Raw genomic sequence first — 23,559 nt, 5'->3', positions numbered from 1 at the left:
CCGATACCTGCACGGGTAGCCACATGTTGGGCGGGTGCGTCCCGCGGGGCGGACCCGTCGCTACCGTGGGCGGGCAACCCCCGCCACGGAAAGGGCCCCCTATGTCGGATTCCCATCTCACGTCCACCTTCGAGCAGGTGCTCCGGCGGAACCCCGGCGAGCCCGAGTTCCACCAGGCCGTGCGCGAGGTCTTCGACTCCCTCGAGGTCCTCGAGGAGGCCGGCAGCGAGTACGCCGACCTCAGCATCCTGTCCCGCCTGTGCGAGCCCGAGCGGCAGATCATCTTCCGCGTCCCGTGGGTGGACGACACCGGCACGGTCCGCGTCAACCGCGGCTTCCGCGTCGAGTACAACTCGGCGCTCGGCCCGTACAAGGGCGGCCTGCGCTTCCACCCGAGCGTGAACCTCGGCATCGTGAAGTTCCTCGGCTTCGAGCAGATCTTCAAGAACTCCCTGACCGGCCTGCCCATCGGCGGCGGCAAGGGCGGCTCCGACTTCAACCCGCGCGGTCGCAGCGACGGCGAGGTCATGCGCTTCTGCCAGTCGTTCATGACCGAGCTGCACCGCCACATCGGCGAGTACACCGACGTCCCCGCCGGCGACATCGGCGTGGGCGGCCGCGAGATCGGCTTCCTCTTCGGCCAGTACAAGCGCCTGACCAACCGCTACGAGGCGGGCGTCCTCACCGGCAAGGGCCTCAGCTGGGGCGGCTCCCTGGTGCGCACCGAGGCCACCGGCTACGGCGCGACCATCTTCGCCGACGAGATGCTGAGGGCCCGCGGCTCCTCCCTCGAGGGCCGCCGCGTCGCCGTCTCCGGCTCCGGCAACGTCGCGATCTACGCGATCGAGAAGACCCACCAGCTGGGCGGCACCGCGATCACCGCCTCCGACTCGAGCGGCTACGTCGTGGACGAGGCCGGCATCGACCTGGAGCTGCTCAAGCAGATCAAGGAGGTCGAGCGCGGCCGCATCGCCGAGTACGCCGAGCGCCGCGGCGACTCCGCGCGCTTCGTGGCCGGCGGCAGCGTCTGGGACGTGCCGGTGGACATCGCCCTGCCCTCGGCCACCCAGAACGAGCTCGACGCCGAGGCCGCGCGCACCCTCGTGCGCAACGGCGTCCAGGCGGTCTCCGAGGGCGCCAACATGCCCGCGACCCCCGAGGCGATCGGCATCTTCCGCGAGGCCGGCGTCGCCTTCGGCCCGGGCAAGGCGGCCAACGCCGGCGGCGTGGCGACCTCCGCGCTGGAGATGCAGCAGAACGCCGCCCGCGACGCGTGGAGCTTCGAGCACACCGAGGAGCGCCTCACGCAGATCATGCGCGACATCCACGCCACCTGCCTGGAGACCGCCGAGCTCGTCGGCCGGCCGGGCGACTACGTCGTCGGCGCCAACGTCGCCGGCTTCAAGAAGGTGGCCGATGCGATGGCCGCCTTCGGCGTGATCTGATCCGCTGCCGGCCCGAGGGCCGATGACGCGAAGGGCCGATGACCGTGCTGGTCATCGGCCCTTCCGTCGTTCCGCGACGGCGGCTCACGCCACCCCCAGCATCGCGGCGAGCGTGCCGCGCAGCTGCGGCAGCACCCGCGCATGCAGCGCGCTGTGCTCGGCGCGCCCGGCCACGTGCACGAGCATGGCGGTGCGCTCGTAGGCGGTCCAGGCCCGCATCCGCGAGCGCAGGGCCGAGGTCTCCTCCACGAGGCCGCCCAGCTCGGTGCAGCGGGCGCGGTACTCCTGGACGAAGCCGGCCACCTGCTCCTCGGTCATCGGCACGTACCAGGGGCCGGCGTGGACGGGCCCGCCGATGATCGCGAGGTCGCGGGCCGGGTCGTCGGCCATCGCCCATTCGAAGTCGATGTAGGCGCAGCGCCCGTCCTCCCAGACGATGTTGGTCGCGCACAGGTCCCCGTGGCAGAGCGTCCACCGCGGGGCGGCGTCGATCTCCTCCGCGGCGGCGGCGCATTCCTGACCGGCGGCCGCGATCAGCGGGGCCAGGCCGTGCGGATCGCCGGGCGCGAGCTGCGCGGGCCACTGCGCGAACAGCGCCCCGGTCTCCTCGGCCCAGGACGGCGCCCGCCACGGCTCATCGGTGCGGTGCAGCTCCGCCAGGCGCCGGGCGTGGGCGCGCAGGTGCGCCGGCGTCCACGCCTCGGGGGCGAGGATGCGTCCGGGCATGTGGGTGGTGACCAGGCACGGGCGGCCGATGGGGCTGCGGGCGGCGTCCTCGTGCAGCGCCAGCGGCTGGGGGCCGAGGCCCTCGGGGGTGCGCTCGAGGGCGAGGACCTCGCCCGCCATCGCCGGGGCGTGGAGGGCCTCGTCCTGCCAGGGGATGCGGACGGTGAGCACGGGCCCGGCCTCGGGGCGGATCTCCCAGGCCTCGAAGGACTCGCCCCGTCCCATCCGGGTGACGTGGACGACGGCGGCGGGGTCAGGGGCTGGTGCGGCGGGGACGAGGGCGCCGCAGCGCCAGGCCTCCGCGAGGCGGTGCCCGAGCGCGGCATGCTCGGCGTCGGTCGCCGCTGCGGTGCTGATCACCGGCTCATCCTACGGCCGGCGGGGCGGATGTTGCAGTGGTCACATCTGCCGCGTCGAGGACCGTCGGCGCGGTCGGTGGCGGCCGGCAAATGGTCTGTGACCTGCGATGACGTGCAGCGAACGCTTAATGCAGATGATTCTCAGTACATGCTAGGTTCTTCCTATGCATCTGATGAGAACCGTTGTCACCAAACGATCGGCCCTGATCCTCACGGGCGTCCTCGCGCTCGCCGCCTGCGGAGGGCCCTCGACCGACGCGGGGACCACCACGGGAGCCTCCGACGCGGGCGGCGCCACGGCGACCGCCGAGCGCGCGGATCCCGTCGAGGTCGGCGCCCTCACCCCCCGCATCACGCTCGCCCACGACGGCGGCGTGACCACCATCGACTCCGCCGACGGCGCGGTCCTCGGCAGCGCCGAGCTCGAGGGCTACCTGCGCCTGGGCCCGGCCGGCGACGGCCGCCACGTCATGGTCGCCGGCAGCGGAGGCTTCAGCGCCTTCGACACCGGCCTGTACGAGCAGGCCCACGGCGACCACTCGCACTTCTACACCGTGGAGCCGGCGCTGACCGGGCTCCAGGTCGAGGCCTCCGAGCCCGGCCACGTCGTCCCCCACGGCGACCGCACCGCCCTGTTCGCCGACGGCACCGGCGAGATCACGATCTTCGACCCGGCGGGCCTGGCCGAGGGCACCCTCGGCGACGTCGTCACCGTCGAGTCCGACGCCCCGCACCACGGCGTCGCCGTGCCGCTGTCCGACGGCGGCGTGCTGCGCACCGAGGGCACCGCCGACGCCCGCACCACCGTCCTCGTCGAGGACGCCGACGGCCACGAGATCGCCCGCACCGACGACTGCCCCGGCGTCCACGGCGAGGCCACCGCCCAGCCCACCGCCTCCGGCGACGTCGTCACCCTGGGCTGCGAGAACGGGCCGGTCGTCTACCGCGACGGCGCCTTCCACAAGGTCCCGGTCACCACCGACTACCAGCGCTCGGGCAACCAGAAGGGCTCCGAGGCCTCGCCGATCGTCCTGGCCGACAACAAGGTCGAGGCCGAGCCCGCCGGCGGCACCGAGCACCCCACCTCGATCGCCCTGATCGACACCCGCACCGACACCATGAAGACCGTCGAGCTCGGCTCGACCTACTGGTTCCGGTCCATCGACCGCGGCGAGAACGGCGAGGCCCTGGTCCTCACCGCCGACGGCGAGCTCAACATCATCGACCCCGAGTCCGGCGAGATGCTGCACGAGGTCCCCGTGATCGGCGAGTGGTCCGAGCCGGAGGAGTGGCAGACCGCCGGCCCGATGATGGCCGTCGCCGACGGCACCGCCTTCGTCGTGGACCCGCAGGCCAAGAAGCTGCACATGGTCGACATCGCCAGCGGCGAGATCTACCGCGAGCTGGACCTGCCCGTCATCCCCCACGAGATCCAGGTGACCACCGGAACCCCCTCCGGCGAGGTCCACGTCGCCGGGGCCGGCTCCGAGGACTCCCATGAGGGCCACGACCACGCCGAGGGCGAGCACGAGGACCACGCCTCCGACGCCGGCGGCGCCGAGGACTCCCACGAGGGTCACGACCACGCCGAGGGCGAGGGCCACTGATCCGGTCCGCCTGACGCGCTGCGTCCCACCCCGCACCGCCGCCCCGGTCCTGAGCCGGGCAGCACTCCCTGCCCGCCGCCCCGGTCCCCATCGGGGCGGCGCGTGCAGGGAAGGGCCTGTGAGGGCCGCCGACATGGTCCGCCCAGTCGGCGGCCCTCACAGGCCCTCTTCTGCATGCCCGGGCCCTTCTGCATGCCCAGGCCGCGCCCGTCAGGCGGTGCGGACCTCCCACTCCTCGACGTCCCCGGGCACCACCGTCAGCAGCGGATGCGTCGGGATCGCGCCGCCGCCCGCGTCCTCGCCGGGCGGCAGCTGCGGCAGCCATTCCGGGGCCCGCGCCGCGACCTTCCTCCGCAGGTGCTCGAGCTCGTAGGCGAGCTGGCCTGCGGTGACGGGGATAGGATCGAGATCCGAGGCGGGGATGGGCCGCAGGATCCGGCTCGCATCGAAGCGGTAGCCGCGCGCCGTCGCCTCCTCCTGCAGGCCGCGCAGGTACGCCCCGATCGCCGACTCCGGATCCGGGTGCGCCCGCAGCCGCGTCAGCTGCGGGTGCCGGGTGTAGCCGCGGGTGCCGCCGGCCAGCACCTTCTGCGCGAGCAGCCCCTCGCGCCAGCACGCGACCAGGGCAGCGCGGTCGAGGATCGAGGGGTGCAGGCTCCACAGTCGCATGCGCCGATCATGCCCGATGGCGCCGCCGCGGGCGTCGTCGATGTCGCCTCCATCGCTCGCGTCCTTCCGGATCACGCCTCCATCGCTCGCGTCCTTCCGGATCACGCCTCCATCGCTCCCGCTCTCGAGGCCGAGTCCTCTCGCCGTCGCCCCCCGTCGGCGGCGCTGTGACCTGCATCGCGGCCTGGGCGCTTCGGCATCGGATGCCGCCGGAGGTTCATGACGAGTTCATCGGACCTGTCTAGGCTGTGGGAAAGCCCTATCCGCCGTCGGTCCGTCCCCTGGGCCGACCCCTTCCCGAAAGGCTGCGATGTCCCCTCGCACCCGCCTGTACTCCGTGCTGACCAGCGGCACCCTCCTCGGCGTCTCCTGCATGGGTGCGGCGATGCCCGCCCTGGCCGATCCCGGACGGAACCTCCTGGACGAGTCCGCGATCGCCCCGCACGCCGGCGCCTACGGCTACTACGTCGACGTGTGGGACACCAACACCGACGCGGACCTGGACCCCACCCGCAACGCCGCCGTCGGGGTGCTCTCGCCGATGCTCGAGGTGTGGCAGCCGGGCACGGAGTGGGACAACGGCACCAAGATCGCCCCGGGGATCGCCGACTCCAACATCGCCCAGGCCATCGAGATCTCCCAGGACGCCAGCGACCCCGAGCAGCAGCGGGCGTACGTGATCGACCGCCGCCACCAGAACTACACGGCCACCGAGGGCCTGGGCCCGTACACCGAGGCCTACCGCGAGAGCGTCAACGCTGGCACCACCATCCCCGACGAGATCCCGGCCGATGCCACCACGGTCAAGTACTCCGACGGCAGCAACGAGAACGGCGTCTGGGCGGATCGCGACGGAGAGCTGGGGGCGACGGTCCAGCTCGTCGACGACATCCGCAACCATTCGGCGACCTCGAACAACGCCAAGAAGTACTACCAGTACCCGCGCCCCTACCGCTGGTCCGACGAGGTCGACGTGCCCGAGTACGCGGATCCGCTGCGCAAGCCCGTCGAGGAGGCCGCCAATGACGGCGGGTTCCCCTCGGGGCACACCAACGCCGGCGGCATGGCCACGCTCGGCCTGGCGTACTCCTTCCCGCAGGAGTACGACGACATGCTGCTGACCGCGAGCGAGATCGGGACCAGCCGGATCCAGCTGGGCATGCATTCGCCGCTGGACGTGATGGGCGGGCGCACCCTGTCCACCGCGATCACGGCCGGCGCGCTGAACGACCCCGCGCTCGCGGACGTGAAGCAGGAGGCCTCGGAGCAGGGCACCGCATGGCTCTCCCAGCAGCAGGAGGCCGGGGTCCTCGACGAGGACGACGACTACGACGCGGACCTCGCGCAGTACACGGAGTACATGACCTTCGGCTTCGAGCAGACGGGGGACCCGGACCAGGCGATGCGCGTGCCCAAGGGCGCCGAGGTCCTCCTCGAGACCCGCTTCCCCTACCTCGACGCCGAGCAGCGCCGCTGGGTCCTGCACTCCACCGGCCTCGCCTCCGGCTACCCGGTGCTGGACGATGCGGAGGGCTGGGGCCGCCTGAACCTGTTCGCCGCCCAGGGCGGCTACGGCGCCTTCGATACCGACGTGGCCGTGAGCATGGACGCCACGACCGGAGGGTTCTCCGCCGAGGACGACTGGCGCAACGACATCGCGGGCGCCGGGGCGCTGACCCTCTCCGGCTCCGGCGAGCTGACCCTGTCCGGGGACAACGCCTACACCGGCGGCACCCGGATCGAGGGCGGCACGCTCCGGGCCGCGACGGACAGCGCCCTCGGCACGGGCGACGTCGTGCTCACGAGCGGAACCCTGGCCGTGCCGGAGAAGCTCGAGATCGGCGGCGGCTTCGTGCAGGAGGACGGCGGCGTCCTCGCCCTGCAGGCCGGCGACTCCGGCCGGCCGGTCCTCGAGGTGCAGGGCACCGCGGTGCTGGGCGGGACCCTGCAGGTCACGCTGCCCGAGGGCACGCAGCTGGGCGAGGGGCTGACCCTGCTCGAGGCAGGATCGATCTCCGGCGGATTCTCCACGGTGCAGGTCGAGGGCCTGCCGGCGGGCGTCGAGGCCGAGGTCCAGGTCGAGGGCGGCGAGCTCCGGCTCGTCCCCGCCGAGCAGGACGCGCCCGCCCCCTCCGAGCCCACCGCCCCGGCCGAGCCGACCGCTCCGGCGGAGCCGGGTGCGCCCGCGGAGCCGACGGTCCCCGCCGAGCCCAGCGCCCCCGCGGCACAGCCGGAGCCCAGCTCAGCTCCCACCGCAGGAGCTCCCGGGGATCCGGCAGACTCGCAGGTCACGGGCGCGGGCGGCCCCGGCTCGGACGGCAGCGGCGCGCTGGCGCGGACCGGAGTGGAGGCCACCACGATCGCCGTGGTCGCCGCCGGCTTCCTGGCGCTGGGTCTGGCCGCGCTGCAGGTAGCACGCCGCCGCGGCTGAGCCCGCCGTGGGCCCCGCACCCGGCTGGCCCCGCGGCAGATCCGCCGATCATCCTGTCGGCCCCGAGGCAGGTCGAACGATCCTCCTGCCGAACCTTCAACTGATCGGTCGATAGCCCCGGGGCCCGTTTGTGCCGGGCGGGGGCGTGCACGAACGGCTGTCCCACGTCCTCGAGCCAGGCAATCGCCTGGCTCGAGGCTCTCAGGCAGCCGTTCGTGCTCGCCCCGCCGACGTCGGCGCCCGGAGATCCCGAGTCCCAGCCCCGCCGGCGTCGGCGCCCGGAGATCCCGGGGCTCGGCCCCGCCGGGGTCCGCTCCTCGGGGCTGCCCGGGGAGTCCTCAGAGCGCCGGTGTCGCGTATCCGCCGTTGGAGTAGAGCAGCTGCCCGCGGATCCAGGCGCCCTGCGCGGAGACGAGGAACCGCACCAGGTCGGCGACGGTCTCGGTGCCGCCGAGACGGCCGCCAGGGGTCTGCGCCGCGCCGGCCTCCCGGATCGCGTCGTCCATCCAGCCGGTGTCGATGGGGCCGGGGTTGATGACGTTGGTGCGGACGCCGCGGCCGGCGAGCTCGTGCGTGCCGGCCAGGACGAGGCGGTCCAGGGCGCCCTTCGTCGCGCCGTAGGGCAGGTTGTGCACGGTGTGGTCGCTGGTCAGTGCGATGGCGCTGCCGCCGGGGGTGTCCGTGCCCTCCTCCACCTGCTCGGCGAAGGCCTTCAGCAGCAGCCAGGTCGCGCGCACGTTCACGGCGTAGTGCGCATCGAAGCTCTCGACGGTGGTGTCCAGGATCGAGGAGTCCACCGATTCGCAGTGTGCCATCACCAGCGCGCCGAGCGGGCCGAGGGCCTCGCGGGCCCGGGCGGTCAGCCGGGCGGGGACGGCGGGGTCGGCGAGGTCCCCGGGCAGCAGCTCGACGCGGCGGCCCAGGCCGCGCAGCTCCTCGGCGAGCTGCTCGACGTCGGAGGTCTCCCCGTTGACCCGCTCGTCGTAGGCGGGGGAGTAGGACAGGGCGAGGTCGAAGCCGTCCTCGGCGAGGCCGCGGGCGATCGCGGCGCCGATCCCGCGACGTCGGCCCACGCCGGTGAGCAGGGCGGCGCGGGGCAGGGTGGTGTCAGGGTGCATGGCCTCGACCGTAGGCGGCGCCCTCCCGGCGGGCAACGGAATTCTCCGGCGCCCTCGCCCGGCGGCCCGTCCGGGCGAGGGCGCTACCCTGCCGGGGGCGGCGGCGCATCGGGCGCGGACCGCCGCAGAGAAGGAGTCCGTGATGCCGAGCGCCCCCGCCCCCCTCTGGTCCGGCCCGCTGGACGTCGACGGCCTCGCCCAGGGATCGGTCCGGGCCGCGGCCGATGCCGTCGTGCGCCTCGCCGCCGCCCGCGGCGCCCGCATCGCGGTGACGACATCGCCGCGCGCGGTGGGCCTGGCCTTCGCCGCGGTCGACCATCTGCGCATCGACGGGGAGCCCACGCACCCATGGGCGCCGCTGTCGGGGTTCTTCGCGGCGGCCGACGGATGGGTGCGCCTGCACGGCAACTACCCCCATCACGCCGCGGCGATCCGGGGCGTCTTCGACCTGCCCGGTGCCGAGGGCGACGCCCAGCAGGAGCGGCAGCGGATCGCGGAGCGGATCGGCGCCCTCCCGGCGCACGAGGTCGAGGACCGCGTCGTCACCGCCGGCGGGATCGCCGCGGCGGTGCGCACCCCGCAGCAGTGGCGCGCGCACCCGCAGGCCCGCGCCATGGCGGGCACGCCCTGGGTGGGCGTCGAGCCCGGAGGCCCCGCCCGGCCCCTGCCGTCGCTGCCCGTCCCCGCCGGCGACCGCCCGCTCGCGGGACTGCGCGTGCTGGATCTGACCCGCGTGATCGCCGGCCCCACCGCCTCCCAGCTGCTGGGCTGCCTCGGGGCCGATGTGCTGCGCCTGGACCCGCCGCATCGGCCCGAGCTGCTGGATGCGCACCTGTCCACCGGCATGGGCAAGCGCTCGGGGCTGCTGGACCTGCGCCGCGATGCCGCCGTCCTCCACGAGGAGCTGCTGCCGGCGGCCGATGTGCTGCTGCTGGGCTATCGGCCCGGCGCCCTGGACCGCTTCGGGCTCGAGCCTGCGGCGCTCGCCGCCGCGCATCCGGGGCTCGTGGTCGGGTCGCTGTCGGCATGGGGGAGCGTCGGCCCGTGGGGCAGGCGCGCCGGATTCGACTCGATCGTGCAGGCCGCGACGGGCATCGCCGTCGCCTCGGCCGCAGATCCGGCGCGGCCCGGCGCCCTGCCCGTCCAGGCGCTCGACCATGCCACCGGGTTCCGGCTGGCCGCCGCGGTGATGGACCTGCTCGCCCAGCGCCGTGGCGGCCTGGTCCGCGCCAGCCTGCTGGGCGCCGCGCACGAGCTGCTGGGCGCCCCTGCAGCCGATGACCGGCCCGGCTCGCCGTCCGGCCCTGCGGCCGATGACCGGGCCGGCTCGCCGTCCGGCACCGCGGCCGATGGCCCGCTCGGCACCCCGGCCGCGGCCGGGTCGCCGTCCGGCTCGACCGCCGCACCGGTCTTCGCGCCCGGCCCCGAGCCGGTCGAGGACGATCTGATCGAGCAGGACACCCCGCACGGCCGAGTCCGCGCGGTCCCGCCGCCGCTGCGGGTCGACGGCGCCCGCGTGCACGGGCCCATCGGCCGCAGCGGAGGGGCGGATATTCGCTGGTCGCAGGGCTGAGCGGCGGGCACACTGGCCCGATGGACACCACTACGCCCGTGCTCGCGCACCACGAGGACACCCGCCCGATGGGCCCGATGGTCGCCTCAGAGCGCGCCACCTGCGAGCGCTGGCTCGAGACGTACCGCGAGAGCGTGCTGCTGAAGGTCGCCGGTCTCACCGCCGAGCAGCTGTGCAGCCGCCCCATCCCGCCGTCGACCCTGAGCCTGATGGGCATCGTCCGTCACCTCACCGAGGTCGAGGCGTACTGGCTGCGCGAGGTCCTGCTCGCGCAGGACGTGCCGGAGTACTACTGCACGCCGGAGAGCCGCGACGGCGACTTCGACGACGCCTCCCCGCAGACGGCCGCGGCCGAGCTCGCCGCCTACCGTGCCGAGATCGCCGTGACGCGGGAGGCCGTCGCGAGCTGGAGCGACCTCGACGGCCCGGTGCGCGGCCTGCGCCGCGGCGAACCGGTGAACCTGCGCTGGATCCTCACCCACCTCATCGAGGAGTACGCCCGCCACCTCGGGCACATGGACCTGCTGCGCGAGGCGATCGACGGGCGCACCGGGTACTGACATCCGGTCCCGCCCGGCAGCTCCGCGCCGTCGCACCGGCCGATGCCGTTGCGCCGGCCGGTGCCGCTGCGCGAGGGGCGGCGGGAACGTCCTGAGCTGGACCGCGCAGCAGCCGGAGGGCTGAGGGAGCGCCGTCAGCCGGGCTCGCCGCGTCGCGCGGCGGCCTCGCGGGCCCGTTCGCCGAGGACGCCCGGCAGCTCCGCGACCGGCACCCAGCGGGGATCGGAGACCTCGTCCTCCTGCGGCCGGATCTCCAGCGGGCCCGCGGCGACTGCCGCGAACCGCAGGTCGTAGTGGAAGTGCGCGGGCTCGTGCCGCTCGGGCCGCGCCGCGATGTCGTGCACGTCCACGTGGAGGATCCGGAACCGGCCGGGCAGCAGCCGCACGGACCGGGGCGGGACGCCGACCTCCTCGTGCAGCTCGCGCAGGGCGGCCGCCTGGAGGCTCTGGTCCTCGGCGTCGATGTGGCCCCCGGGGAAGAGGTACCGCTGGTGCACCCGGTGGTGGATCTGCAGGACGTTCCTCCAGTCGGCGTCGAAGAGGACGACGCTGCCGGTGAGGTGCCCGGCGAGGGTCCCGCGGCTGGTCGGGTCGCCGTCCAGGGCGAGGCCGCGCAGCAGGGGGAGCAGATGGCGCTCGCCGTCCCACGCCGCGGAGTATTCCGCGATGGCCTGCTCGATGCGGGGGAGGGGGATGGTCATGCGCGGGCGTCCTCTGCTCGGGGCGTCGGCGTCGTCGCGACGCCGGCGCCCATCATCCCTCGCGCACGGCGAGGATCGCCGCATGAGGGCGCGCGCCGGGATCGGTGCGCTGCTCGGAATGCTCGAGGGTGAAGCCGGCCCGCTGCAGCAGGTCGGCCATCGTCTCGGCAGGCCAGCGGTATGCCGTCGCGACCGCATGGGGGAACGGCTCGGGGCCCGGGGTTTCCGGGTCGTGCGCCGCTCCATCCGCGGCGCGCTCGGGTCGGGCCGCTCCGCCATTGACGCGCTCGGCCTTGGCCGCTCGGTCCGCGGCGCGTTCGGGCTGCGCCCGCGGGCTGTCATCGGCCGCGAAGAACCCGATCAGCGCCCGGCCGCCCGGCACCAGGCAGGCGTGCATCCGTGCCAGGGCCGCCGGCACATCGGCCGGGTCCAGATGGATCAGCGAGTACCAGGCGAGGATCCCGCCCCAGGGCTCGGCGGGGTCGAGGTCCTCGACGCCCCCGTCGCGGAAGCGCACCGCAGGGTGCGCCCGCCGGGCGATCTCCAGGAACCCCGCCGCCGGGTCCATGCCCACCACGTCGTGGCCGCGCCCGGCCAGGTGCGCCGTCCACTGGCCGGGGCCGCAGCCCAGGTCCAGCAGGGGCCCGGCCGTCTGCGCCGCCCAGCGCTCCACGAGCGCCCGATCCTGCGGGGCGGTGGCCTCCATGGTGCCGACGGCCTGCACGTACTCGGCGGCGCGGGCCCCGTAGGCCGCGGCCGCCCGCGCTGTTCCCCGCCATGGCGCTCCCGGACCTGTCGTTCCCTGCCCCGCCCTTCCCTGCCCTGCGCTTCCCTGCCCTGCCGTCATGCGATCTCCTCCGCGCGGCGCACGATCCGCTGCGCGGTGCGGATCGCATCGGCCGCATAGCCGGTGCCGAACAGGTCCACGTGCGCGAGCAGCGCGAAGAACAGGTGCGCGGGCAGGTCCTCGCGCCAGCCCTCGGGCATCGGATGCGCCTGCTCGTAGCCGGCGAGGATCTCCTCGAGGTGCGGCGCCCCGAACAGGGTCAGCAGCGCCAGGTCCTCGAGCCGATGCCCGCCATGGGCGGCCGGGTCGATGAGGGTCCCGCCCGCCGCCGTCCACAGGACGTTGCCCGACCACAGGTCCCCGTGCACCCGCGCCGGCTCCTCGCGGCCCTGGCCGGCGATGCCGTCGAAGACCCCGGCCGCGATCACCGCGATCGCCCCTTCGACGGCGCCGGCGCCCTCATCGCCCAGCAGCGGGGCGGTCCGCTGGGCCAGCGGGCGCAGCCGGTCCTCCGCCCAGAAGACGGAGAACTCCGCGCGCGGCGCGGTCGGCACCGGGAACGGCGCCTCCAGCGGCCCGAACCAGGCCCGCGGCGCGGGCGCCCAGCCGAAGGCCGGCGCCCCGGCATCGTGCAGCCGCGCGAGCTGGCCGCCCAGACGGCGGGCCGCGGCGGCATCGGCCGGAACGGGCTCGAGGCGCTCGAGGTCCAGGCCGTGATCATCGGCCGCGAGCACGCGGACCACCGGGACGGCGTCCGGCTCCGCCAGCCAGGCCAGCCCCGCGGCCTCCGCGGCGAAGAATCCGGGCGGGGCGCCGGGGCGGGACTTGCGGTGGGTGCGCATGCCCCCACCGTCTCATCCCGCCCCGGCCGCTCCGCTCAGCGCACGCCGGCGGGGAAGGCGGCGGGCTCGCCGGGCTGGTAGCCGTCGGTGAGGTCGATGCCGTAGTCCCCGGCGAACACGGGCGCGGTGTCGACGGTGACGTCGCCGTCCGCCTCGGCCAGGCGGAACACGCGGGCGCCGCGCAGGCGGTGGTTCTCCGCACCGCCCAGGCCGTAGGTGCCGAAGCCCGTGCCCGGGCCGTAGCCCAGCGTGATGCCGTAGTAGTCGCCCTGGTAGGTGTTCGTGTGGTCGTGGCCGACGAACAGCCCGCGGATGTCCCCGCGGTGCAGCATCGCGCTGAACAGGCCGGAGTTGAACGGCCCCGGGCACTCGTCCTCATTGCGCTCGCCGATGATCCCGTGCTTCGCGACCGCCCGCTCGTGGTCGGCGTCGGTGCGCGAGTCGACGCTCGCGAACCACATGAAGCGGTGCTCCCACAGGGCGATGTGCTGGAACACCAGGCCGGGGACCAGGCCCTTGTTCTTCTTCTCGAGCTCCCGGGAGGTGCGGGCGTACCACTCGACCTGGTCGAAGCGCAGCCAGTCCCAGTGCGGGTAGCCCTCGAAGTCCTGGCCGGCGATCTCTGCCGGCGCGTAGCGGCCCGAGTCCAGCAGCCACAGGGCGAAGGCGTCGCGCTTCCCATCGGCCGAGCGCACGGGCAGGACCTGGTTGGCGGTGCCGGTGACGTCCGCCCCGAGGGTGGTGATCGAGTGCTCGTACTGGGACAGGAAGGCGACGTAGTCCGCCTCGGCCATGCCGGTCTTCTCGGTGGAGTCCTCGTCGTGGTTGCCGAAGGTGACCGCGAAGGGGATGCCGCGCTGCTCCATCGGCAGCACCACGTTGTTCAGGGCCTGCTTGACCTCGAGCTCGGTGGAGGGGCCGCCGTTGATGACGTCGCCGTTGATGATGACGACGTCCGGGGAGGCGTCGTCCAGGACGGCCTCCTGCAGGGCGGTGGTGCGGACGTCGGTGGTGTGGCTGTCCTGCGTGTCGTTGAACTGCACGACGGTGAACGAGCCGTCGTCGCGGAAGGCGAGCGGGTTCTTCACGATGCCGTCCTTCGTGGTGGGGGTGGGGCCGGCCTGGGCGGGCGCGGGGCCGAGGCCGACCGCGGCGAGCCCTGCGGCGGCGGCTCCGGAGGCGGCGAGGACGCCGCGGCGGCTGGGGGCAGGGGTGTCGGAGGAGGGGAACATGGGGAGCTCCTGTCGTCGGGGGCGCCGGGAGGCGCGGGTCGGCGATGACCCTAGGCGGCGGTCGCGACCGCCAGGAGCACGCTATGCCAACACCGGTCGACGAGCAGGTCAACACGCCGTGAATGGATTTGCAACGCGCTCGTGGCCGACGCCGGCCGGGGCGCCCGGGTCACCGGTCCCGGGCGGTGTTGACGGTGTCGCCGTCCCACGTCAGGTCGGCATCGGCGTCCACCTCGAAGGCCTCGACGCGGTCGTCGGCGAGCACCGCGTCCACGAGCGCCCGCGAGCCCGCGACGATCGTCGAGTCCCAGTCGATCTCCGAGGCGAGCACCCATTCGTGCCCGGCGGGCCACAGAAGCTGCGGTGTGACCGGCGCCGGGTCGCCCTCCCATCCGCCGAGTCCGGAGGTCTCGCCCCAGCCGGGGTCGGACAGCTCGGTGGCCCCGGTTTCCAGCAGGACCATCTCCCGTCCGGGCCAGAGGAAGTACGGGCCCCGATCCACCAGCGCGCGGACCGCCGCGCTGACCGGGCGCTGTCGCGGGGGCCGCGGCGGCGCCTCCCACCCCTCGCCGGATTCCTCTTCGGAGGTCAGCAGGATGTATCCGTTGCTGCTGTCGTTCAGCTCCCCGTGGCCGACCCAGAACGCGGCGACGAGATCCTCCGGCGTCGCGGTCGCCGCGGCCAGATGCCCGGTCAGGGCCGCCAGGAGGTCCGGGGCGAGCCGCCCCTCCTCCGACTGGCCGGCCTGCCAGCCGTCCGCGAACTCCAGGGACCGCTCCTGATCGGTGATCGCCTGCCACTGCACCAGCGGGTGCATCACGCGGTCGTTGCGCCGGGCGACCTCGGCCCAGGGCCAGCTCGCGGTCTCCCGCTCCGGGTGGATCCCCCACCGGTCCTGGACCGAGAGGTCCACCCGGCGGGCGGCGACGGGATGCAGGATCCGGGCGTAGGCCTCGAACCCGGTCCCGGCGACGCCGCCCACCCGCGCCCACGCGCCGGCGCGGCGCAGCAGCCAGTCGCCGCACGCGACGTCGTGCAGGGGCCTCACGCGCGCGCGGTCGGGAACATCGCGGCGCGGGCGTCGTCGGAGGAGACGACCTCCTTGCCGAAGGGGAAGCAGGTCACGGGGATCAGCTTGAGGTTCGCCCACGCCAGCGGGAGGCCGATGATCGTGACCGCCTGGGCGAGCGCGGTGACCACATGGCCCAGCGCCAGCCACCAGCCCGCGACCACGAACCAGATGACGTTGCCGATCGTGCCCACGGCGGTGGGCCGGCCCACGTCGATGACCTCGCGGCCGAAGGGCCACAGCACGAAGCCGGCGATGCGGAAGGAGGCCACTCCGAAGGGGATCGTGACGATGAAGATGCAGGCCAGGATGCCGGCGATGACGTAGGCCAGGAACAGCGACCAGCCCGCGGTCACCAGCCAGATGATGTTCAGGATCAGGGTGATGAGGGAGCGCATGCCTCGATGCTAGGACGGTGCGCGCGCCGGCTCCATGCAGGTTTCCCCCGGATCCGGCCCGGGGAGGGCACCCGCACGCGTCCGTCCGAGATTCCTCCGCCCGGCTGTCGATCCGGCGGGGCGGGGTTCGTCATAGTGGTGACCGGGCGCTTCGGCCCGGTCGCCACCGAGAAGCTGGACGAGGAGCTGAGGACGATGAAGTACGTGCTGCTGATGATGGGGGCCGTGGACGGCCCGAGCTGCGGGGAGGACGACGCGCCCGGCGTGGAGGACTTCATGGCCTTCGATGCCGAGCTGGAGAAGGCGGGGGTGCTCGCCGGCGGGTTCGCGCTCGAGGACCCGGAGACCGGCACCAGCGTCACCCGCGCCGGCCGGGACGCCGAGCCGGTGGTGACCGCGGGCCCGTACGCGGAGAGCCGGGAGTTCGTGGGCGGGACGATCGTGATCGACGTGCCGGACATCGACGAGGCCATCCGCTGGGCGGGCCGCTGCCCGGGGGCGATCGGCGGCCGCGTCGAGGTGCGGCCGATCGCGGAGTTCTGATCCGCCATGTCCGCCTCCGACGCCGGGGCCGCTCCCGCGGGCGCGGCCCCGGCCGACGAGCTCCTCGCCCGCCTGCACCGCGAGGAGCACACCCGCCTGATCGCGATCCTGGTGCGGCGCTTCGGGGACCTGGACCTCGCCGAGGACGCGGCCCAGGAGGCGATGGAGGCGGCGCTGCGCACCTGGCCGCGCGACGGCGTGCCGGATCGGCCGCTGGCCTGGCTGGTCCAGGCCGCGAAGAACCGCGCCCTGGACCGGGTGCGCGGCGATGCGGCCGCGGCGCGGCGCCTGGCCCGGCTGCGCATCGAGGAGGGGGAGCGCACCGCGCCTCCGGCCGATGCCGCCGCGCTCGAGGGCGGCGACCTGCCCGACGACCGCCTGGCCATGCTCATGGGCACCTGCCATCCGGCGATCGCCCCGGCGGACCGGATCGCGCTCATGCTGCGCTTCGTCGGCGGGCTGAGCAGCGCGGAGGTCGCCGAGGCCCTGCTGCTGCCCCTGCCCACGCTGCAGGCGCGCATCACCCGCGCCAAGAAGCGGATCCGCGTCAGCGGGATCCCGCTGCGCGTCCCCGAGGACGAGGGCGAGCGCCGCGCCCGCCTGCCGCTCGTGCTCACGGCGATCTCCCTGGTGTTCACCGAGGGCTACGCCGCGACCTCCGGCGCGTCGCCGCTGCGGGCCGAGCTCACCGCGGAGGCGATCCGCCTGGGCCGTATCCTGCACCGGCTGGACCCGGCATCGGCCGAGGCCACCGGCCTGCTGGCGCTCATGCTGCTGACCCAGTCCCGGGCCCCGGCGCGCCTGGAGGACGGTGTGCCCGTCCCGCTCGAGCAGCAGGACCGCGGCCGATGGGACGCGGATCTGCGCGCCGAGGGCATCGCCCTGGCCGAGCAGGCGGCCGCCGCGCCCGGCGCGGGCCGATGGGCGATCCAGGCCGCGATCGCCGCCGTCCACGCCGAGGCCCCCGTCTTCGAGGCCACCGACTGGCCGCAGATCGTCGCGCTGTACGACCTGCTGCTGCGCCACGATCCGGGGCCGGTGGTGCGGATGAACCGCGCCATCGCCGTGGGGCGCCGTGACGGCCTCGAGCACGGCCTCGCGCTGCTGGACGGCCTCGCCGGGGAGGCGGAGCTCGCCGCGCACCAGCCGTACCATCTGGCGCGGGCGATCACCCTCGAGGAGCTGGGCCGTCCGGCCGAGGCCCGCGCCGCCTACGCCCGGGCGCTCGAGCTCACCGGCACGGAGGGGGAGAGGCGGTTCGTCGCGCGGCGCCTGCGCGGCGTCGAGGGCGCCTGAGCGATGAGACGCTGGTCACATCGGCCGCGGAGTGGGATCATCGGGAGGTATGAGACCACGGCTGCGATGGAGCGACCTGCCCGAGTCCATCCGCCTGCGCGTCCAGCACCGGCTGGGCGCGGAGGTGTCCTGGACCATCCCCTGCACGGGGGGATTCTCCCCGTCCACCGCGGAGATCGTCGCCGCGGACACCGGCAGACGCCTGTTCGTGAAGGCGGTCCGCGCCGAGGACAATCCCGACTCCCCGCGCATGAACCGCGCCGAGGCCCACGCCCTCGCGCACATCCCCAGCAGCGCCCCGGTGCCCGCCTTCGTCGACGCCTTCACGGACGGCGACTGGTTCGTGCTGGTCACCGAGGTCGGGCCGGGGCAGACCCCCGCCCAGCCCTGGACGGGCGATGACCTCGACCATGTGCTCGACGCCCTGGATCACCTGCAGTCGGTCTGCACCCCGAACCCGGTGCCGGACCTCCCGCGGGCGGCCGATGCGCTCGCCGAGGACTTCCTGGGCTTCTCCCGCATCGCCGAGGACCGGCCGCCGGGGCTGGACCCATGGATCCTCGAGCACCTGCGCGACCTCGAGCTGGCCGAGGAGCGGGGCCTGGCGGCCATCGACGGGGAGACCCTGTGCCACCTCGACGTGCGGGCCGACAACCTCCTCATCGCCCCCGGCGGCGGGGTGAGCGTCGTGGACTGGGCCCATGCCTGCCGCGGGCCGCGCTGGCTGGACGCCCTGCTGTTCCTCGGCACGGTCGAGGACCGGCACGGGGAGCTGGCGGTCTCCGCCCGGATCGACGAGCTGATGACCCATCACGGGCTGCCGCGGCGCACCGGCACCGATGTGCTGTGCGCGTTCCTGGGCTTCTTCGTCGACGCCGCCCGGCGCCCCGACCCGGAGTCCGTCCCGGGCCTGGGGGCGCACCGCGCCCGCTACGCCGAGTGGCTGGTGCCGCTGATCCGCCTGCGCCGGCGCACGGAGATGCGCGCCTGACCCCCAGCCCCGCCTCAGCCCCGCCCGTCGAGTGCCGGTCTACGAGCCAATTTGCTGCGGATTTGGCTCGTAGATCGGCACTCGCCGGGATCGCGCCTCAGCGGTGCTGGTCTGCTGAGCTCGTCGGCACGGGCCTGCTCGGCATCGGCGGATCGCCGGCTTCACCGAACGTGATCACGGTGATCAGGGGGAATTCGTCGCCACCGAAAGCGGGTCACGGTGTGCTGCTTCCCGCGTGAGAGCGCGTCATCGCGTTCAGAATGTCCGGGAGCGACTCGGGGTGGGCGAGCGGGAGGTCAGCGAGTTCGTGGGGCGCGAACCATCGAATCTCATCGTGCTCGTCGGTCGCAGCGTTGCGAGGCTCCGTGGTCCAACGGGTGACGAGGAACGTGTGCATCTCTACGCCGGCTGCGGTGACCGTCATCGGAATCCGCCGTGGATCTGCGATCCGCGTCCCGAGTTCCTCGAAACACTCCCTGCTGACAGCTTGTCGTGGTGTCTCGCCTGGCTCGACGTGTCCGCCCACGAGCCCCCAGCAGTTGGGGTATGCACGACGAGCGCCACCGCGGAGGACGAGAAGCGCACGGCCCTCGCGCATCAGGAGAGCAGTCGCGATCTGTGTCGTCTCCGTCGTCATGGCCGACACCCTAGCCATGGGCTCGGACATGTCCGAGCCGGCGCTGTGCGACATGGCTTGCTCGGTATCCGAACCTGCGAGGTCGTCGCCGCTGGCGAGGAGCACATCGCGATGGTCGGACGCGCGCCCGAGCTCAGCGGAAGCGTGCGACGGCGATCGGGGCGGCGGAGGCGAGCTCCGCGAGCTCGGGGTGCTCGGGATCGCGCAGCACCTCGCGCAGCGGCGCCGCCGGCAGCACCGTGCCGCCGACCAGGGCGTGCACGGTCGGGCACAGGCGCTCGACGAGCTCGAGGTCGTGGGAGGCCAGCAGCACGCCGACGCCCAGACGCTCGATGAGCTCGCGCAGGTGCGCGGTCATGGCGCTGCGGCTGTGCGGGTCCAGGGCGGTCAGCGGCTCGTCCAGCAGCAGGATCTCGGGCCGGGTCGCCAGCGCCGTGGCCAGCGCGACCCGCTGGCGCTCCCCGCCGGACAGCGTGGCCATCGGCCGGGTGCCGGCGCTCATGTCCAGGCCGACGGCGTCGAGCATCGTCTCGATGCTGGTGCCGTGGCTGCGACCGCCCTTGCGCGCCACCTTCAGGGCCTCGCGCAGGCGGATCTGCGCCGTCACCCGCGGATCCGAGATGGTCATGGAGTACTGGGAGACCGCCCGCACCCGCGCCGAGAACTCGCTCTTGGAGCGCAGCCGCAGCCGCGAGACCGGCCGCCCGTCGAAGGTCACCGTGCCGCGCAGCACCTTCTGCGCCCCGGAGAGCACGCCCACCAGCGTCGTCTTGCCGCCGCCGGAGGGGCCGACGAGGCCCACGGGAGCGGAGCCGCTGGTCACCTCGATGTCGACGTCGGAGAGCACATCGGGCCCTCCGTAGGAGAGGGAGACTCCGCTGGCCTTCAGGATCGACACGCTGGCTCCTCGGGGACGATGGGCGGTCCGGGCGGCGGCCCGGGATGCGGGACCACGGTACCGGCGAAGCCTGGGGGATCGCGGCTCAGATCATCCCGAGGCGCTCGAAGGCGGCGACGATGCCGTGGCCCGACGGTCCCGGGACCACGAAGGTCGCGGCCTCGAGCACGGCGGGGGCCGCGCCCTCGATGCCGACCGCGGTGCCGGTCGCCCGCAGCATGCCCACGTCGTTCATGCCGTCGCCGATGCCGACGGTCGCCTCGATCCCGAAGCCCAGGTGCGCCGCGACCTGCCGCACCCCGTCGGCCTTGTCGATCGCGGCCAGGTGCAGCTCCCCGGAGTGCAGGCCATCGGCCGAGATCGAGTTGGGCAGCGCCCCGATCGCCTCGCCCAGCTGCGCGGCCACCTGCTCCACGGGCACCGGCGACTCCCACACGGACACCTTCGCGAACGAGCGCTCCGGCAGGTCGTCGGGGGTGCGGACGGCGTCGAGGATGTCCTGCGGGCCGCGGCCGATGCTCCCGGACGCGGGCGCCTCGGCGGCGCGGACGTGCTCGCGGATGCTCTCGGCGAGGCCGGGCGTGCAGTACATCGCCTCGGGGGCCTCGAGGGCGAAGACCGCCCGGGCCTCCAGCAGCAGCTCCGTGGTGCGGCGGGCGAGGTCCTCGGGGAAGCGGTCATCGCGCAGCACCTCCTCGCCCACCCGCACGTGGGCGCCGGCGGAGGTGACCACGCCGTCGAACAGCGCCGCGACCTCGGGGGCGACGATGGAGGCGGGCCGGCCCGTGCACAGCAGCACCACGTGCCCGTTCTCCCGCGCCCGGCGCACCGCCTCCCCGTGGGCGCCCGGGGCGATCCCGTGGTCGGCGAAGGTGCCGTCGAAGTCGATGAACACGCAGCGGCGGCCGGTCTCGGGGCGAACAGTCACAGGGGCCTCTTTCCTGGGGCGGACGACCGGCCCAGCCTATCGGCCGCGTCGCGTCGCGGCCCGCCGCCGGGTGGGACGATGGGCCGATGAGCGCGCCTTCGTCCCGTCCCCGGCCCGAGTCCGTGTCCCTGCGCCCGCTGCGCCGCGAGGACGCCGCCCGCCTCGCCGAGCTCGAGCTGCGCAACCGGGAGGAGCTGCTGGTCGGGGCCCCGCTGCGGGAGGACGCCTGGTTCACCGAGGAGGCCCAGCGGGCGATGCTCGACGAGGCCCTCGCCGCGGCGGAGGAGGGGCGCGGCGTCCCGCTGGGGATCGTCCTCGGCGGGGAGCAGCTGGTGGGACGCCTCAGCATCAACGGCATCGTCCGCGGGGCCTTCGAATCGGCGTCGCTGGGCTACTGGGTGGATCGCGAGGCGACAGGGCAGGGCGTGGCGACCCGGGCGGTGCGCGCCGCGATCGGCGTCGCCTTCGGGGCGTTGCGCCTGCACCGCCTGCAGGCGGAGGTGCAGGTCGGCAACGACGCCTCCGCGCGCGTGCTCGAGAACTGCGGCTTCGTCGAGTACGGCCTCGCCCCGCAGTACCTGCGCCTGGGCGGAGACTGGCGCGACTGCCGGCTGTTCCAGCTCGTCCACGCCGACTGGACCCCGCCGGGCCCGTGACCGGCGACCCCTGGTCCCGCGCGGCCGATGGGCATAGCGTGGCGGCCATGGACATCGCGGTGCTGGGATCGACGGGGACCATCGGCCGGTCCCTCAGCGGGAAGCTCGAGGAGTCCGGGCACACGGTGCGGCGCCTGAGCCGATCCGCGGGGGTGGATGCGCGCAGCGGCAGGGGACTGGATGCGGCGCTCGAGGGCGCCGAGGTGGTGGTCGATGCCGTGAACGTGCAGGCGATCCGCGGGGACCGGGCCGTCTCCTTCTTCACCCGGGCCGCGCAGAACATCGCCCGCTCGGCGGAGCGCGCCGGGGCGCGGCGGGTGGTGTGCGTGTCGATCGCCGGGGCCGCTCGGCCGGAGGTCCGCGGGGCCTTCGGCTACTACCGGGGCAAGGCCGCGCAGGAGCGCGCCTATCAGGACGCCCGGATCCCGGCGACGATCATCCGGTCCACCCAGTGGTTCGAGCTGGCCGAGCAGATGGCCGCGCAGGCGAGCATCGGCCCGCTGGCCGTGCTGCCGACGATGCGCATGGCGCCGCTCTCGGCGCATCGCGCGGCCCGGCACATCGTCCCCGAGGTCGTGCGCGAGGACGTCGCCGGCGACCGGATCCTGGCGATCCGCGGCCCCGAGGAGATGACCACGGCGCAGCTGGTGCGCCGCATCCTCGCCGCGCGCGGGGAGATCGGCGGGCGCCGCCTGCGCGTCGTCACGGAGCTGCCCTACCTGGGGCGCGGCCTCGCCGGCGGCGGGCTGATCCCCCGCGACGGGATCGTCGACGACCTCACCCTGGGTGCCTGGCTCGACGGCGGCGGGGCGGCGGGATGACGGTGCGGGATCCTCTCGGCGAACGCCTGCGGGAGGCTCCTGGGGGAGCGGGCAGCGGTGCGGGAGCTGTTCCCCGGCGTCAGGGCCTGAGGCGACGGCTCGCGATCTCGCTGATCTGCGGTCTTGCCGTCATGACGCTCGGGATCGGGGAGGTCCTGCTGCGGGGTGGGATCTACGGCCCCGACGAGGTTCCGGCGGAGATCGCATCCCTCCTCGCGGGCGGGGGAGCCGGCATGGCCATCCTCGCGGCAGGTCTCCGGAGCGTTCCGCGCCGCCCGCGCACGGTGGGCGTCGCCGCGATGGCCGTGTCGGCGTGGATGGTCGTCCCGGCGCTGTTCCTGGTCATGGCGACGTCGGCGCCGTTCGGGGAGGCGGTCTCCTTCTTCTTCCTGGCGCTGCTGGTCTCGATGATCGGATCGAGCCGCCTGGTCGCGTGCGTCCTCGCGGCGGTGATCCTCGCCGCGGTGCTGGCGGGAGGATCGGAGTCACCCCTCGGACGCCGAGGTGGCGAGATCTGAGAGATATTCGGGCGGTCCGGGAATCGACGTCCAGCTGCGGGTTCAGCTCGACCACGTCCGGCAGTCCCAGCTTCCCGGTGCCGGCCGCGGGGCGGTGGCCTGAGGGTGCGCGATCCTCTCAGCGATCGTGGACTGGAGGATCCTGGAGCCGGTGCACCCCGCCCCCGAAGAAGACCAGCGGGAGCTGCTCGTCGTCCCGCGCCAGGTCGCGGACGTGGAGGAGGGTGAGGACGTGGTCCCCCGCGTCGATCTCGGCGACGGGTTCGACCGTGAGCACCGCGAGACATCCGAGGACGTCCGGGACACCGCCGCTGCGGTCCATCGGGATGTCCCGGAACCGCTCCGACGCCGGTCGACGCATCGCGGTGAGCAGGTCCACGTCCTCGTCGCCGAGAAGGCTGATCCCCCAGCGACCCGCCTGTCGGAGCGCGGGCCATGTCGTCGAGCTCCTCGCGAACGAGAGCGATACCAGGGGCGGGTCGAGCGAGACGGAGACCAGGGAGTTCGCCGCCAGGCCGACGAGGCTGCCGTCGAGCTCGGCGGCGACCACGGCAACACCGGTCGGGAATCCACCCATGGCGTGTCGCAGGCGCTGCGGGGAGATCGGGTCCTGGCCGTCAGGGCAGGTTCGGTCTGTACGGGTCATGGGAGCATCGTCGAGTCCTGCCAGGGGTGAGAAGGTCAAGGCGCCTCGCAGGGAGATCTCGAGCACCCTGCCTCCTGAGCCTTGACATTGACAGTAGTGTCAATGTTC

General features: G+C 74.2%; 24 protein-coding genes. 11 read left to right on the top strand and 13 right to left on the bottom strand.

Annotated features, from left to right (window positions below):
* Positions 1-101: 101 nt before the first annotated feature.
* Positions 102-1,445, top strand: a complete 1,344-nt coding sequence (gene gdhA, locus BF93_RS11105) for an NADP-specific glutamate dehydrogenase (protein WP_038372692.1) — start codon at positions 102-104, stop codon at positions 1,443-1,445.
* 84 nt (positions 1,446-1,529) lie between these two features.
* Here gdhA and BF93_RS11100 read toward each other — a convergent pair whose 3' ends face one another.
* Positions 1,530-2,531 carry an aminoglycoside phosphotransferase family protein gene (locus tag BF93_RS11100; protein ID WP_038372690.1) on the bottom strand — a complete coding sequence of 334 codons (1,002 nt, stop codon included), beginning with the start codon at positions 2,529-2,531 and terminating at the stop codon, positions 1,530-1,532.
* A 172-nt stretch (positions 2,532-2,703) separates the two neighbouring features.
* Here BF93_RS11100 and BF93_RS11095 point away from each other — a divergent pair, with 172 nt between their 5' ends.
* A complete protein-coding gene (locus BF93_RS11095) occupies positions 2,704-4,137 on the top strand; it encodes a hypothetical protein (protein ID WP_084148492.1) in 1,434 nt (477 codons plus the stop codon).
* A gap of 210 nt (positions 4,138-4,347) precedes the next feature.
* Here the strand turns inward: BF93_RS11095 and BF93_RS11090 are convergent, their stop codons facing one another.
* A complete protein-coding gene (locus tag BF93_RS11090) occupies positions 4,348-4,806 on the bottom strand; it encodes a pyrimidine dimer DNA glycosylase/endonuclease V (RefSeq protein ID WP_038372764.1) in 459 nt (152 codons plus the stop codon).
* A gap of 310 nt (positions 4,807-5,116) precedes the next feature.
* On the opposite strand from BF93_RS11090, the gene BF93_RS20225 reads away from it, so the two are divergent.
* Complete coding sequence (locus BF93_RS20225) at positions 5,117-7,237, top strand: phosphatase PAP2 family protein (protein ID WP_084148478.1); 2,121 nt, start codon at positions 5,117-5,119, stop codon at positions 7,235-7,237.
* Positions 7,238-7,575: 338 nt separating this feature from the next.
* Here BF93_RS20225 and BF93_RS11080 read toward each other — a convergent pair whose 3' ends face one another.
* Positions 7,576-8,355 (bottom strand): SDR family oxidoreductase, encoded by a 780-nt coding sequence (locus BF93_RS11080; protein ID WP_038372687.1) that lies wholly within the window; start codon positions 8,353-8,355, stop codon positions 7,576-7,578.
* A gap of 142 nt (positions 8,356-8,497) precedes the next feature.
* Between BF93_RS11080 and BF93_RS11075 the strand changes: the two genes are divergently transcribed.
* Both BF93_RS11075 and BF93_RS11070 read left to right on the top strand, forming a co-directional pair.
* Positions 8,498-9,928 (top strand): CoA transferase, encoded by a 1,431-nt coding sequence (locus BF93_RS11075; protein ID WP_038372686.1) that lies wholly within the window; start codon positions 8,498-8,500, stop codon positions 9,926-9,928.
* 20 nt (positions 9,929-9,948) lie between these two features.
* Entirely contained in the window at positions 9,949-10,488 is a 540-nt protein-coding gene (locus tag BF93_RS11070) for a DinB family protein (protein WP_038372685.1), read from the top strand.
* A gap of 134 nt (positions 10,489-10,622) precedes the next feature.
* Here BF93_RS11070 and BF93_RS11065 read toward each other — a convergent pair whose 3' ends face one another.
* The 6 genes from BF93_RS11065 to BF93_RS11040 all read right to left on the bottom strand — a co-directional run bounded on the left by BF93_RS11065 (position 10,623) and on the right by BF93_RS11040 (position 15,517).
* A complete protein-coding gene (locus BF93_RS11065; RefSeq protein WP_038372683.1) occupies positions 10,623-11,189 on the bottom strand; it encodes an NUDIX hydrolase in 567 nt (188 codons plus the stop codon).
* A 52-nt stretch (positions 11,190-11,241) separates the two neighbouring features.
* Positions 11,242-12,036 carry a class I SAM-dependent methyltransferase gene (locus tag BF93_RS11060; RefSeq protein WP_084148476.1) on the bottom strand — a complete coding sequence of 265 codons (795 nt, stop codon included), beginning with the start codon at positions 12,034-12,036 and terminating at the stop codon, positions 11,242-11,244.
* Positions 12,033-12,818 (bottom strand): fructosamine kinase family protein, encoded by a 786-nt coding sequence (locus BF93_RS11055; RefSeq protein ID WP_038372679.1) that lies wholly within the window; start codon positions 12,816-12,818, stop codon positions 12,033-12,035. Before BF93_RS11055 ends, BF93_RS11060 begins: the two co-directional genes overlap by 4 nt.
* Positions 12,819-12,853: 35 nt before the next feature.
* Positions 12,854-14,050, bottom strand: coding sequence for a metallophosphoesterase family protein (locus tag BF93_RS11050; protein WP_038372677.1), 1,197 nt, complete (start codon positions 14,048-14,050; stop codon positions 12,854-12,856).
* 169 nt (positions 14,051-14,219) lie between these two features.
* On the bottom strand, positions 14,220-15,098 hold the full coding sequence (locus BF93_RS19025) for a hypothetical protein (protein ID WP_051486857.1): 879 nt from the start codon (positions 15,096-15,098) through the stop codon (positions 14,220-14,222).
* Positions 15,095-15,517 (bottom strand): YccF domain-containing protein, encoded by a 423-nt coding sequence (locus BF93_RS11040; RefSeq protein ID WP_038372676.1) that lies wholly within the window; start codon positions 15,515-15,517, stop codon positions 15,095-15,097. The genes BF93_RS19025 and BF93_RS11040 overlap by 4 nt, the downstream gene beginning before the upstream one ends.
* Positions 15,518-15,655: 138 nt before the next feature.
* On the opposite strand from BF93_RS11040, the gene BF93_RS11035 reads away from it, so the two are divergent.
* Genes BF93_RS11035 through BF93_RS11025 form a run of 3 tightly spaced genes read left to right on the top strand, consistent with a single transcriptional unit; the run spans position 15,656 to position 18,347 of the window.
* Positions 15,656-16,060 (top strand): YciI family protein, encoded by a 405-nt coding sequence (locus tag BF93_RS11035; protein WP_232226336.1) that lies wholly within the window; start codon positions 15,656-15,658, stop codon positions 16,058-16,060.
* Between the two features lie 6 nt (positions 16,061-16,066).
* Entirely contained in the window at positions 16,067-17,356 is a 1,290-nt protein-coding gene (locus tag BF93_RS11030) for an RNA polymerase sigma factor (protein WP_038372675.1), read from the top strand.
* Positions 17,357-17,405: 49 nt separating this feature from the next.
* Positions 17,406-18,347, top strand: a complete 942-nt coding sequence (locus BF93_RS11025) for an aminoglycoside phosphotransferase family protein (protein ID WP_038372673.1) — start codon at positions 17,406-17,408, stop codon at positions 18,345-18,347.
* A gap of 214 nt (positions 18,348-18,561) precedes the next feature.
* Here BF93_RS11025 and BF93_RS11020 read toward each other — a convergent pair whose 3' ends face one another.
* The 3 genes from BF93_RS11020 to BF93_RS11010 all read right to left on the bottom strand — a co-directional run bounded on the left by BF93_RS11020 (position 18,562) and on the right by BF93_RS11010 (position 20,810).
* On the bottom strand, positions 18,562-19,089 hold the full coding sequence (locus BF93_RS11020) for an NUDIX domain-containing protein (RefSeq protein ID WP_232226332.1): 528 nt from the start codon (positions 19,087-19,089) through the stop codon (positions 18,562-18,564).
* Positions 19,090-19,117: 28 nt separating this feature from the next.
* On the bottom strand, positions 19,118-19,882 hold the full coding sequence (locus BF93_RS11015; RefSeq protein WP_051486856.1) for an ABC transporter ATP-binding protein: 765 nt from the start codon (positions 19,880-19,882) through the stop codon (positions 19,118-19,120).
* A gap of 85 nt (positions 19,883-19,967) precedes the next feature.
* Positions 19,968-20,810, bottom strand: coding sequence for an HAD-IIB family hydrolase (locus BF93_RS11010; protein ID WP_038372671.1), 843 nt, complete (start codon positions 20,808-20,810; stop codon positions 19,968-19,970).
* A gap of 86 nt (positions 20,811-20,896) precedes the next feature.
* Here BF93_RS11010 and BF93_RS11005 point away from each other — a divergent pair, with 86 nt between their 5' ends.
* The 3 genes from BF93_RS11005 to BF93_RS10995 all read left to right on the top strand — a co-directional run bounded on the left by BF93_RS11005 (position 20,897) and on the right by BF93_RS10995 (position 22,805).
* On the top strand, positions 20,897-21,466 hold the full coding sequence (locus tag BF93_RS11005) for a GNAT family N-acetyltransferase (protein WP_084148475.1): 570 nt from the start codon (positions 20,897-20,899) through the stop codon (positions 21,464-21,466).
* Between the two features lie 47 nt (positions 21,467-21,513).
* Positions 21,514-22,287, top strand: a complete 774-nt coding sequence (locus BF93_RS11000) for an SDR family oxidoreductase (protein WP_038372757.1) — start codon at positions 21,514-21,516, stop codon at positions 22,285-22,287.
* A 131-nt stretch (positions 22,288-22,418) separates the two neighbouring features.
* The gene (locus BF93_RS10995; RefSeq protein WP_038372669.1) at positions 22,419-22,805 is read left to right on the top strand and encodes a hypothetical protein; all 387 of its coding nucleotides are present in this window, start codon (positions 22,419-22,421) and stop codon (positions 22,803-22,805) included.
* A 118-nt stretch (positions 22,806-22,923) separates the two neighbouring features.
* On the opposite strand, the gene BF93_RS10990 is transcribed toward BF93_RS10995, so the two are convergent.
* Entirely contained in the window at positions 22,924-23,451 is a 528-nt protein-coding gene (locus BF93_RS10990) for a flavin reductase family protein (RefSeq protein ID WP_156954127.1), read from the bottom strand.
* Positions 23,452-23,559: the final 108 nt, after the last annotated feature.

It is taken from the genome of Brachybacterium phenoliresistens (assembly GCF_000576425.1).
Lineage (GTDB): Bacteria > Actinomycetota > Actinomycetes > Actinomycetales > Dermabacteraceae > Brachybacterium > Brachybacterium phenoliresistens.
Note: the sequence above shows the minus strand (reverse complement) of the source record. Positions and strands in the feature narration are given on the sequence as shown.